We start from the raw sequence: 12758 nt of genomic DNA on the forward strand, positions 1-12758 counted from the left end.
TTTTTTACATTGTGTGAGGCTGGGAAAACAGCCCGAAGACTTAAAACTGATCCATATGAACTTACGCGCCCCACTTTTTAGTTTGGTAATGCTTATAACCCTTGGCTTTACAAGTTGCAAGAAAAAAGAGGAGACCATCACTCCCGACAAAATAAGAAATGAAACAGCACGGCTAGATAGCTTTTTTGCACGGGAATTCGAAAAGGATCTTGCAGAATCGCCAATGCTGCAAACAAGACTGGGCATTAAAACTAACTATGGGGAATGGGATAATTTTTCACACCTCAAGTATGCCGAAGACCTGGAAAAATCGAAAAGAAGGCTCGCATTTTTAAAAGATTCTATAGACCGGGATGCTCTCAGCGGGGAAGCCCAGTTGAGTTACAGGCTTTACAGGCAAAAAATGGAGGAGGAGATAGAAGATTATCCTTTCAGGCTTTACGATTATCCTGTGAACCAAATGAATGGTGTTCATGCGAATCTACCTGCCTTTTTGATCAACATGCACAAGATAGACTCAGTAGCAGATGCCAAAGCCTATATTTCCCGACTAAAAAAATTCCCAAAAGTATTCGAAGATGTAAAAAAGGGGATGGAATTAAGGGAAATGAACGGTATTATGCCGCCAAGCTTTGTTTATGCCCATACCATAGATGCTTCCAAAAACCTCTTGAAAGGAAAACCTTTTGAAAGCTCAAGTGAAGCAGGGGTATTACTTGCAGATTTTAAGGAAAAGGTAGAGAAATTAGGGCTTCCTGAAAAACAGGAATCAGATCTAATCCTGGAGGCACAGGAAGCTATGACAGATTCTGTGCAGCCGGCTTATGAGAATTTGATCGCTGCTCTTGAAGATCAGCATCAACGGGCGACACAGGAACATGGGGTGTGGAAGTTTCCAAAAGGGAAGGAATTTTACAATACTGCTTTGAAAAGAGCAACTTCTACCGATCTTAAGGCAGATGAAATACATGAAATAGGGCTGCAGGAAGTGGCCAGGATCCACAAAGAGATGGAAGAGATCATGGAGAAGGTGGATTTTGAAGGCAGTCTGCAGGATTTCTTCAGATTCATGAGAGAAGACGAGCAGTTCTACTATGAAAACACAGAAGACGGTAAAAACCGGTATCTCAATGAAGCTACTGCCATAATAAACACTATGAAAGGCCGGCTGGATGATCTTTTCAATACCAAACCGGAAGCAGAAATTGTGGTAAAAGCCGTTGAACCGTTCAGGGAAAAAAGCGCAGGAAAAGCCTTTTATCAGCAGCCTGCCCTTGACGGATCAAGACCGGGAACTTATTACGCCAACCTGTATGATATGAAAGCCATGCCCACCTACCAGATGGAGGCCCTCGCGTATCACGAAGGAATTCCCGGTCACCATATGCAACTGGCCATAGCACAGGAACTTGAAAACCTGCCAATGTTCCGGAAAATAGGGATTGAAGCGGCTTATGTGGAAGGTTGGGGTTTGTATAGCGAAAAGATCCCCAAGGAAATTGGATTTTATGAAGATCCTTACTCAGATTTTGGGAGACTGGCTATGGAACTGTGGAGATCAATAAGGTTGGTGGTTGACACCGGTATACATTCTAAAGAATGGACTCGTGAACAGGGTATAGAATATTATAAGACCAATTCTCCCAATGCTGAAAGTGATGCAATAAAAATGGTGGAAAGACATATAGTAATGCCCGGCCAGGCTACCGCCTATAAAATTGGGATGAACAAGATCCTGGAATTACGTGAACTGGCAAAAGAAGAACTGGGGGAGAATTTTGATATAAAAGAATTCCACGACGTTGTCCTTACTCACGGTGCCGTACCGCTGAATATTTTGGAGGAGATGATACAGGAATGGATAGCATCGAAAAAGGAATGAAAGTAAAGAAGGCTTAGCTTCTACGTTTTATTAGAGGAAAGAGGGCAGAGGACTGACAGATATTAAATGGAGATAACATCGATAGAATATAAAAAGCCGGTCAAAATCAGATTTTTGACCGGCCTTTATATTTTTAATTTCCGATGAGCTTATTCCATGATCGAATAAATGGCATATCCGTTGGCGGGGGCTCTTAAGGAGACCGTTCCGTCTTCACTTGTGGTGATCATGAAATCAATATTGTTGCTGTAATCCATTACCGGGGTTGAATCCCAATTGGTTTGGATGTTACTCCTGGCCTTCATATTGATCGAGGTATTAATGTAAAGGATAAGACCGGGATTGCTTCCGCTGCCATTCCTTTTCATTATGTACTCGTCATTATCTACATAAAGCACTTCCACATCTCCCGTGGCAATGCTGTTATGGATAAGGATCAATTGGTTCAACTCTTCCTGGAAAGCCTCATTTTCATAATCTGAATAAAATATTGTGGGATACCCCGGGTGGGTGAGGATAAAAGCATAGGCTTTCATCTTATTCGCCGGTAAAATGGTATTATCCTCATGATTATTGTGCTCGGTATCGTGATTGGCCGTAAAGGTTACTGCTTTTTCGGGATACGTTTGCCATACCTGGTGTCTGGTGAGATAGGTGAGGTCATCAAATCTATCAAAGGCTTCTTCCATTTTGTAAAAAGCTGCAAAATCGAAAACTGCTACGCCGGTATCTTCAATATAATCTTCAAGTACGTTGGGATCTCCATGCCACAATTCGGCCACTCCAAATCCGCCTACTTCATCCATCCACGCTTTTACAACCCAGTCCTCGAAACCAAGTACGTAATCAAATCTCCAGCCGTCAAAACCTACCTCATTTTTGTAAAAATTTGCTACGGAATAATCTGCCGCCCATAACCAGTTTTGAACATATTCCTGGTTGTGGTCCAGGTTGGTTTCTGCATAAAAGAGGCTTCCGTGGTCATAATCACTTGTGCTGTTGGGATAAAAATTTTCGTAGGTACGGTTGAATTTACTTGAAGCATTTCCATGTTCTTTATCAAATAAGGTCCAGGTTTCATAACCCCTGTAAGGATTTAATTGTTTTCCTCCCCCTGAATTGTGGTTCAGAACAATATCTGCAATTACTTCAATGTCATTTGCATGAGCTGCAGAGATCAAATTATCGAGTTCTTCCCTCGATCCAAACCGTGTTTCTGTGGTTTGTTGATTATAAAATTCTCCCAGGTCAAAATAATCGGATGGGTCGTAACCCATGGAGTAACCGCCTGATGCCCCTTTAGAAGCCGGAGGAAGCCAGATGCGGTCTATACCGGCATCTGCCCAGTCATCCACTTTTTCTGAAAGCAGGTCCCACCAGCCATGTCTGGGCTCTACATCCCAATAGAATGCCTGCATCATCACTCCGCTACCATTATCATAGCTGTTAAGATCAATTGCCTGCACTTCTGCCGGTGGCAGATCTACCTTTTCATCCCCATCTCCCGGCGTAGGTTCATCATCAGCTGAACAGCCTGCCACGAACAGCCATGCGAAGAGAAATGGGAAAAATAAAATCTTGTTTTTCATATCATAGTATTTTAATCAAAAAAGGCTGCCGTGAAGCAGCCTTTTTTGGTGATCAATCTAATTCTTCGTTAATGAGTAACTGTAATGTCTTTGATGACTAAGATCAAGTGTGATAGTATAGTTGCCATCTTCCGGTACTATAATATTGTCACCACCAAATTCCATGGTGCCATCGGCATCGGTATCTCCAAGATTAATTTCCCAGTCATCATTAGCCCTGAATTTAATCTCTTTTCCTCCTATAAGATCCAGATTAACGGTCCAAAGCATCGAATCTGCATCGTAGGTCATATCAGTATCTGCATCCCATAAAGTAGGGGTAGCGTCTCCGATTAGCCCCCAATTTGTTTCAGTCAGCTCATAAGTTAATTTTTCAGTATCAGCTTTCACTAAGAAATAACCTCCGGTTCCATCAGGGGTACCGGCATTTACTTCGTCTTCTTGTTTTAAAGTCTTAGTATAATCACCATTTTCGCTTCCTGCATCTCCAAAATCTCCATCCCAGCCAGTATTTGTCGGTAAAAATTTGAATTCCGGAGCATCTGCGTTAATGTAGACAAAACCTTCATAATCTGTTTTTCCTAAAGCAGAAGCTGCCAATGCTGCTCCATCTTCAGGGGTCCAATCATTACCATATCCTCCGGCTGCCTGGAAGTTACCTACCACAAAAATTTTAGGAAGTTCGACTTCTTCATTGGTGTCTTCTACAAGTTCCAGGGTGATGGAAACAGGATCTGAAAACTGCTCCACATTGGTGGCGCTGGTTTCACCTGCATATGCACGAACCCTGAAAAATACCTCTCCTAAATTGGAGGCTTCAGTTTCAGGATCTGTATCGAGACCAGCATCGTTGGCAAGGGATAGCAACTCTGCAATAGTAACGGGGTAGTTAGTTTCAGCGATATCACTACCCAATATGGTCAGTTCGTCATTTTCAAAAGATTCGTCGATTGAAGCCTGTAATTCATATCTTACAGTAGTTTGAACATCCATGTCTACTTCATTCCATACAAATCTTTCTCCCAGGTTATTTGCGTTCGTGGGCTTAAGGATGTAGGAGGAAAGGAAGGTATTCGTAAACGATATTCCTTCAGGATCTGGCTTTGCTACAAATGTGAAATCATCATCTGTTGAACAGGCATTAAATATAAGAGCCAGAATGGCAATAACTAAAATTGATAATTTTTTCATTTCTATGTTGTTTTATTAGTAACCGGTATTTTGGGTTAGATTAGGATTTATAGAGATAATATTACTTGGTAAAGGGAATAAATCCCTGAATGGTTCTACTGCAGTACCATTTTTGGATCCCCCTTTGAATGGCCATAAGTAACTAGCTGTAGTAAATTCGTCATATCTTATCAGGTCTGTTCTTCTTTGGCCTTCCCAATACAATTCTCTCGATCTTTCGTCTTTCACGAATTCAAAGTTAAAATCAGAGGCAGTAATGTTACCTGATGTATCTCCAAAGGCTCTTTCTCTTAATTCATTAATGTAACCTACAGCTGTTGCAACATCTCCACCTTTCTCTCTGGCAACCACTTCAGCATAATTTAAATATATTTCTGCCAAACGTATTAAAGGAAGATCTGTATCTACAAAATTCCCTCCTTCATCGCTTCCGGGATTCCCCTCATGGTCAACATTTTTAAATTTAGTGACTGCATATCCGTCAGTAAAGGTGTTGGCAATGGTATTGATCTCAAGTTCCTGTCCGTCAGTATAGAACATTGCGCGACCATCGGCCCATTCCACAGGATCTCCATCAGCGTCTGTAGCGGTTACAGCATAATCAAATTTATGAACCAAAGCTTTGGTGGTTCTAAGTCCACCCCAGCCTCCGTTAACTCCAAATTCTGAAGCCGGCATTGATCCTCCTATGGCAGCATGTACCAGGAAGGTAGTCCCACCATAAGTTCTGGACTGGTTACCGTCAAAATTTATTGCAAAGATGAATTCATTTTGTGCCCCGTTACTGTCATTGTCAGCCAGGAACAATTCATCATATGCAGATCCATTTTCATTAGCGTCATTGGTGTTGATAGAATAAGTTGAGTTTATAACCATTTTTGAGTAATCCAAAGATTCTTTGTACATGTCTGTATCAATCCACGATTCTGCATTGAGGTACAACTTTGAAAGCAGGGCCCATGCAGCTACTCTGTCAACTCTTCCATATTCATTGGCTCGGCTTTCCATTAAATCATCCTGAATTTCCAGGAGTTCGGCTTCGACAAAATCAAAGATCTCTTTTCTGGATGCCTGTTCAGGAAGAGAAGTTGAAACTTCTTTGGTAAGAGGCACATTTCCATAAAGATCCAATAAGTTATAATAAGCAAAGGCTCTTAAAAAACGTGCTTCAGCAATATAATTTTCTGCTTCTGTGCCTTCCAGGTTACCGGCTTTATCGATAAACGAGTTAGTAAAGGAAACTTCCTGAGCTAACCTGTAGTACATACCTGTAGTAAAGTCATTACTGGCGCCCCAGTTCATTGCATGAAGGTTTGGAAGACCCGGGTCTCCCCATCCAACCACAGCATGATCTGTAGTCAACTCATTAAGACTGAACAACATTCTTGTATATTGTGAAGTACCCTCATCAATTCCGGAAATATCGGCATCCCCGGCCGGTCCTTCCTGTCCTGTCAAAGAGAAACTCGCATACAGCTTTGCCAGGGCTCCTTTTGCTTCTTCAGGGGTGGAAAATACGTTCGTTTCTGTAAAGCTATCCGGATCGATAGGGTCCTGATCAAGATCTGCGTGACATGCAGTCAATGCAAGGACCGGTAAGATCAAGACTAGCTTTTTTAAAGTTTTTATTTTCATCATATTTTTTTTTAAAAGTTTAGGTTTACGCCAACAGCGAATGATCTTGGTCTTGGGTAAAAATTGTTGTCAATTCCACCATCAATTTCAGGATCTAAACCGTCATAATCTGTAATGGTAGCCACATTTTGTGCAGAACCATAAATTCTTAGAGTAGATTGCCCAACAAACTCAGGTAAGGTATAACCTAAAGTAATGTTATCCAGTTTAAAGAAAGATGCCTCCTGAACGTAGTAATCGCTCTGGAGATTTGTCTCAGTGAGTGATTGGAAACGGGTGTTGTAGTAATCTGAGTGTAAGTTGGTCAAAATACTGTTTTCCGTGGCTCTAAGTTCATAGGTTTTACTGGATGCCATGTTGTTGTAGGCATAGTTTCCAATATTGGCTCTGGTTACTATAGCAAGATCCCAGCTTTTATAATTCAGGTTTGTGTTCAATCCCATCATGATATCTGCATAGGGATCATTGTAAAGGTACCTGTCTTCATCATTGATAAGGTTGTCACCATTTCGGTCTACATATGCTCCTTCTATTGGGTTTCCTGCTTCATTGTAAACCTGCTTGTAAACCCAGTAACTGAATGGGGTATATCCTTCTTTGTGAAGCTGGATATTGTTCCCGGTACCACCATTTATTCCTCCCACCTCTACCTGGTCAGGTAAATTGGTGATCTCGTTTTCATTATAGGATATGTTGTATCCAATACTCCATGTCAAGTCTTTACTTTTGACGGGAACGATATTAATATCAAATTCAATTCCTTTATTTTCCATATCTCCAATATTTTTATCAATTCCGTTAGAGAAATTGGTAAATGGATCTACAGTCACAAAGCTTATCAGGTCTTCAGTTTTCTTGAGGTAGGCGTTCAACGATCCCGATATCCTGTTATTCAAGATACTGTAATCGAGACCAATATTGACAGTTTTTCCTACTTCCCAACGCAAATCTTCATTAAATTCTTCAGGACGATAGGTTTGAAAGTATCCTGATCCAAACTGATAGGTTGCATTGGAACGGCTCCCTGTATACTTGGTAAGGAAGTTATAATCTCCCAGGCCGTTTACGTTTCCAATTTCACCATAACCCACCCTTAACTTTAATTCATCAAATGTTGCCGAATCCTTAAAAAATTCTTCGTTGTGCAGGTTCCAGGCAGCTGCCACAGAAGGGAAATAACCCCACCTGTCATCAGGATTCAATTTTGAAGAAGCATCGGCACGCAGGGTTGCGGTAAATAAATATTTATCATCATGATTAAAATTCACTCTTCCGAAGTATGAAAGAAGTACACTTCTCCATTTGTCAATAAACTCATAGTCATTACCATCTTCTCTTGCTTCGCTATCATAATTGTAGTTCTCATTCTCGAATTTCTGATAAGAATAACCGGCAACAGCATTGATAGAGTTATTACCGAGATCCTTTTCGTAAGTTAAGTAGGCATCAAATAACTCGTTACTGGCATCATTGGTATATCTTGTGTTTGCGCCATTCCAATCAAGATCTGAAGAAGGCATTTCAATAGATGTCCGCGTTCGGCCATGGCTATTGGTTTTGTCAAGTCCTAAATTTACTGTTGCTGTAAGTTCAGGAAGGAAGGGTAGTTCATAATCTACTTTTGCATTACCAATAAAACGTCGAACCTCTGCCGTGTCATCCTTTAAATTTATTAAAGCTACAGGGTTAGTTGGAGAAAGATTGTTCTTTACTCCGTCTGAATTTAACCAGGTAAAATATCCCCCGAAAGGAGAATTTTCATCATAAATAGATTGGGTAGGATCAAAATCTACAGAAGCACCAATTGCATCCCTGTTGGCAAAGGAGTTTTCAGTATACATTCCTCTACCGTTAAGTTCTACCTTAAGTTGACCGTCTAAAAAGCTTGGACGTAAGTTTAGGGAAGCAGTAGTTCTTGTGAAATTATCTCCTTTTAGAATTCCATCCTGATCAGTATAACCAACAGATGCCCGTACCGGCATAAAGGTGCCAATATTTCCGGTAGTACTGAAGTTGTGCTCTGTACCAAAGGCGGTTGCATATATTTCATCCTGCCAATCTGTATTGCTGGTACCTAATCTGTTAACAGCTGCATCATTCCCAATGTTGTTGATTAGGTCCCTGAACTGATCTGCATCGAGCATATCCACAAAATCAGTTGGTTCATAAACCGTTGTGGCAGCAGAATAATTGAATTTGAAAGCAAGACCTTTACCCTTTTTCGTAGTGATCATGATAACACCGTTAGCTGCTCTTGATCCATAAATTGCTGTAGAAGAGGCGTCTTTTAAAACGGTCATGCTCTCAATATCATTTGGGTTTATGAAATCCAGAACATTTCTTGATCCACCAACGTTATTGTTGTCAATAGGTACTCCATCGACAACTATAAGAGGTGAACTATTTAAAGATAAGGAACCTTGTCCTCTTATCACTATATTCTGACCTTCCCCGGGGGCTCCACCACCCGAAGTGACATTTACTCCCGCGATCTTCCCTGTGATCAACTGACTGGCAGTAACCACAGATCCTTTATTGAAATCTTCGGTTGAGACTTGAGTTACCGCACCGGTTGCGTCCTTTTTACGAATAGCCCCATAACCAACTACTACAATTTCGTCTAAAACTGCGGCATCGGGAGCCATTTCAATATTTACTCTATCCTGGCCTGTGTAGTTTACTTCCTGAGTGGCAAAGCCAATATAGGAGAAAACGATCACGTCGTCCATGTTGAGTCCGGTTATAGTATAATTTCCGTCAAAATCTGTTGTAGTACCGTTTGTAGTACCTTTTACTATCACGTTTGCGCCCGGTATGGGCATTCCGGTATCCCTTTCGGTAATAGTTCCGCTAAGGGTAGATTGGGCAAAAAAGCTCATTGGCATCAGGAATAACAGAAGCAATGTGCTTTTAATTAATGTTCTCATAAAATTGCGTTGTTTTGTTTTACAATATTTAACCTTATATTTTCACTCTCCGGGTTTAAAAGTAGGTATTTTCTGAGGGACCAAATCATGATTCCTGTCATATCGCGGGACGAAAACGATTTCGTGTTGAAAACTTTCTTTTAAAAAAATTTTAAGAATTAATTATCATAATTTAGCCGGGGACAAAAAAAATCAAGCTCTCCAAAATTCAAATGAGACCAAAACTTACTTTAAAACAGATTGCAAGAGAATTGGATGTTTCGGTTTCCACCGTTTCCAAGGCCTTGAGAGACAGTGTAGAAATAAGCCAGGAGACCAGGCAAAAGATCAAGGCTTTTGCAAAGCTTTATAATTATAAACCTAATAACATAGCTTTAAGCCTTAAGAACCGGAAGTCAAAGACTATAGGGATAATTCTTCCTGAAATAGTTCATGACTTTTTTGCCACGGTGATTGGTGGTATTGAAGAAGTGGCAAATAAACGGGGTTATAATGCTATTATATGTTTGTCCAATAACTCCTTTGACAGGGAAGTGATGAACATGGAGATGCTGGCCAATGGCAGTACCGATGGTTTTATACTTTCTGTTGCAAAAGAAACCCAACAGAAGGAGGATTACCACCACCTAAAAGAAGTGATCAACCAGGGTATGCCTGTAGTGCTCTTTGACAGGATAGTTGAGGAGATAAATTGTGATAAAGTGATCATTGATGACGCCGCAGGTGCCAAAAAAGCCGTGCAGCATCTTCTGGATACCGGTTGCAGGAAAATCGCATTGCTCACCACCGTAGATTACATTAGTGTAGGGAAATTGCGTACCCAGGGGTATAGGGAGGCGCTGGAACAAAATGGGGTTGCCGTGCAGGAAGAGCTGATACTAAAGATCGAAGATGTTGACCACAGTGAAGAAGAAATTATCGATTTCATCACCTCAAGTGACATAGATGCAGTATTCGCGGTAAACGAACAGTTTGGTGCGAGCGCCGTAAAAGCAATTTTAGGTAAAGGTCTGAAAGTACCCGAAGATGTTTCAGTTATAGGCTTTTCAGATGGAGAACTGTCAAAACGATTTATTCCCGCTTTAACCTCCATCAATCAACATGGGGCTGAAATAGGGGCAAGAGCCGCAGAATTACTTATCGACAGGCTGGAACAGCCTCTTGAAAAGGAAGAAACCTATCAAACCCAGATCGTGGAGACCAGTCTGGTCAAAAGAGATTCTACCAGGAAAAAATAAATTCCTCTGCCATCATTTATATTTTTATATCTTTGGCCCTGATTTATATCAAGACTTATATTTTCACTCCCCTTTTTTAAGTTTTGATAAGTCTTACAGCTTATCGTAATCTAATACTACGATAATGCAAAAACGCACATTGAGTTTTTGGGAGATCTGGAACATGAGTTTTGGATTTCTGGGTATACAATTCGGTTTTGCCCTGCAAAACGCCAATACCTCCCGTATTTTTGAAACCTTAGGGGCTGATGTTGATCAGATCCCAATTCTATGGATTGCCGCACCGGTAACGGGACTCGTCGTGCAACCAATTATTGGTTATTTCAGTGATCGTACCTGGAACAGGCTGGGCAGGCGTCGACCTTATTTTCTGGTAGGGGCCATTCTTTCTTCCATTGCTTTGTTCATCATGCCCAATTCGCCCACCTTATGGATAGCGGCGGGAACCTTATGGATCATGGATGCTTCCATAAATATTTCTATGGAACCCTTCAGAGCGTTTGTGGGAGATAATTTACCGGCAAAACAAAGAACGATGGGGTTTGCCATGCAAAGTTTCTTTATTGGAATTGGCGCTGTGGTAGGCTCACTTCTTCCATATGTTTTCTCCAATTGGTTTAATATAAGTAATACGGCCCCTGAAGGGGTGATCCCAGATTCTGTAAAATGGTCCTTCTATGTTGGTGGAATCGTATTTTTCCTCGCTGTTCTATGGACCGTATTAAAATCGAAAGAGTACTCCCCCGACGAACTTGCGGCATTTGAAAAGAGAGATAAAGAATTAGCCCGACCTGTTAAGGAAACTAGAGAAGACAGGGAAAAAAATATAAGAACACAGCTTAATTCGGGAATTGGGATGTTGGTGGTTGGTACCGTCGCAACCTGGTATATCTTCGAAAATGATCTTACCAAAGAACTATACATTCTTTTTGTAGGTCTCATGATCGCGGGTTTCCTGTTCATCTTCACCTCCGGTCTTCGGAAAAGGAACGTTAAGAACGGGTTCACCATTATCATAACAGATATGCTGAACATGCCAGATACCATGAAACAACTCGCCTGGGTGCAGTTCTTTTCCTGGTTCGCCTTGTTCTCTATGTGGATCTATACTACTGCCGCCGTAACGGGACATGTCTTTGGCTCAAGTGATCCAACCTCAGAAGGATACAATGATGCGGCAGACTGGGTACCTGTAATGTTTACCGTGTATAACGGTGTGGCTGCCGCAGTCGCATTCCTGCTGCCTGTGATGGCGCAAAAGACGAGTAATAAAGTAACCCACTTGCTGGCATTGTGTATAGGAGGGATCAGCCTGATCTCCATTTATTTTCTTTCCAGCAAAGCAGGCCTTCTTTTATCAATGGTAGGAGTAGGGGTGGCATGGGCCAGTATACTTTCGTTGCCTTACGCAATGCTGTCAGGTTCCCTTCCTTCTGCTAAAATGGGATATTACATGGGAGTGTTTAATTTTTTCATCGTGATCCCCCAGATCGTTGCGGCCACGATTTTAGGATTTTTAGTAAAAGATATCTTCTGGAATGAACCGGTATATGCCCTCCTTATTGGTGGGTTTTCAATGATATTTTCCGGACTTCTAACCTTAAGGGTAAAAACAAATAAAAGATTGAATATTGATGAATGAGTATAGAGGGATCATCTTCGACCTTGATGGGGTGATCGTAGATACAGCAAAATTCCATTATCTGGCATGGCGAAAATTAGCTAATGACCTGGGTTTTGATATTAGCCTTGAACAAAATGAACAGTTGAAAGGTGTGAGCAGGGTTCATTCTTTGGAACAGATCCTTGGCTGGGGGGATAAAACGGTTTCAAAACCGGATTTTGAAGCCCTGATGGTTACCAAAAATGAGGATTATCTGGCCCGTATTTCGGGTATGTCTGAAGAAGACCTGCTGCCGGGGGTGAAAAAGGTGCTGGATTTTTTAACCGAAAATGGCATACCCTTCTCCTTAGGTTCGGCCAGTAAGAACGCACGGCCCATCCTGAAAAGTTTGAATATTTATGATCGTTTTGCAGCCATTGTGGATGGAAATGACGTTCAGAAAGCTAAGCCCGATCCTGAGGTTTTCCTGATCGCTTCGGAAAAATTATCGATAAAACCGGAGAAATGTATTGTTTTTGAGGATTCTGTAGCCGGGATCGAAGCTGCGAGGCGGGCAAAAATGTTAAGTGTAGGAATTGGAGAGCAGGAGGTATTGAAGGATGCAGATCATATTTTTGCTGACTTTACACAAATTGAAATAGATTTCATAAAAAAAATTGTTACAAAATAAAG

At 41.3% G+C, this 12758-nt stretch carries 8 protein-coding genes; 4 read left to right on the top strand and 4 right to left on the bottom strand.

What is annotated here, in order from left to right:
* The first annotated feature begins 55 nt into the window (after positions 1-55).
* Complete coding sequence (locus ACFSTG_RS11145) at positions 56-1882, top strand: DUF885 domain-containing protein (RefSeq protein ID WP_380752604.1); 1827 nt, start codon at positions 56-58, stop codon at positions 1880-1882.
* 149 nt (positions 1883-2031) lie between these two features.
* Here the strand turns inward: ACFSTG_RS11145 and ACFSTG_RS11150 are convergent, their stop codons facing one another.
* The 4 genes from ACFSTG_RS11150 to ACFSTG_RS11165 are packed head-to-tail and all read right to left on the bottom strand — an operon-like array spanning position 2032 to position 9224.
* Positions 2032-3471, bottom strand: coding sequence for an alpha-amylase (locus tag ACFSTG_RS11150; RefSeq protein WP_380752607.1), 1440 nt, complete (start codon positions 3469-3471; stop codon positions 2032-2034).
* A 57-nt stretch (positions 3472-3528) separates the two neighbouring features.
* Positions 3529-4662 carry a SusF/SusE family outer membrane protein gene (locus ACFSTG_RS11155; RefSeq protein ID WP_380752610.1) on the bottom strand — a complete coding sequence of 378 codons (1134 nt, stop codon included), beginning with the start codon at positions 4660-4662 and terminating at the stop codon, positions 3529-3531.
* 15 nt (positions 4663-4677) lie between these two features.
* Positions 4678-6297, bottom strand: coding sequence for a RagB/SusD family nutrient uptake outer membrane protein (locus tag ACFSTG_RS11160; protein WP_380753754.1), 1620 nt, complete (start codon positions 6295-6297; stop codon positions 4678-4680).
* Positions 6298-6308: 11 nt separating this feature from the next.
* Positions 6309-9224, bottom strand: a complete 2916-nt coding sequence (locus ACFSTG_RS11165; RefSeq protein ID WP_380752613.1) for a SusC/RagA family TonB-linked outer membrane protein — start codon at positions 9222-9224, stop codon at positions 6309-6311.
* A 212-nt stretch (positions 9225-9436) separates the two neighbouring features.
* Here ACFSTG_RS11165 and ACFSTG_RS11170 point away from each other — a divergent pair, with 212 nt between their 5' ends.
* The 3 genes from ACFSTG_RS11170 (at position 9437) to pgmB (ending at position 12756) form a co-directional block, all read left to right on the top strand.
* Positions 9437-10462: a LacI family DNA-binding transcriptional regulator gene (locus tag ACFSTG_RS11170; RefSeq protein WP_380752616.1), complete on the top strand. Its 1026-nt coding sequence runs from the start codon at positions 9437-9439 to the stop codon at positions 10460-10462.
* A gap of 124 nt (positions 10463-10586) precedes the next feature.
* A complete protein-coding gene (locus ACFSTG_RS11175; protein WP_380752619.1) occupies positions 10587-12104 on the top strand; it encodes an MFS transporter in 1518 nt (505 codons plus the stop codon).
* On the top strand, positions 12097-12756 hold the full coding sequence (gene pgmB, locus ACFSTG_RS11180; protein ID WP_380752622.1) for a beta-phosphoglucomutase: 660 nt from the start codon (positions 12097-12099) through the stop codon (positions 12754-12756). Before ACFSTG_RS11175 ends, pgmB begins: the two co-directional genes overlap by 8 nt.
* The last annotated feature ends 2 nt before the right edge of the window (positions 12757-12758 follow it).

The sequence above is a fragment of the Salinimicrobium flavum genome (assembly GCF_042684505.1).
GTDB classification, from domain to species: domain Bacteria; phylum Bacteroidota; class Bacteroidia; order Flavobacteriales; family Flavobacteriaceae; genus Salinimicrobium; species Salinimicrobium flavum.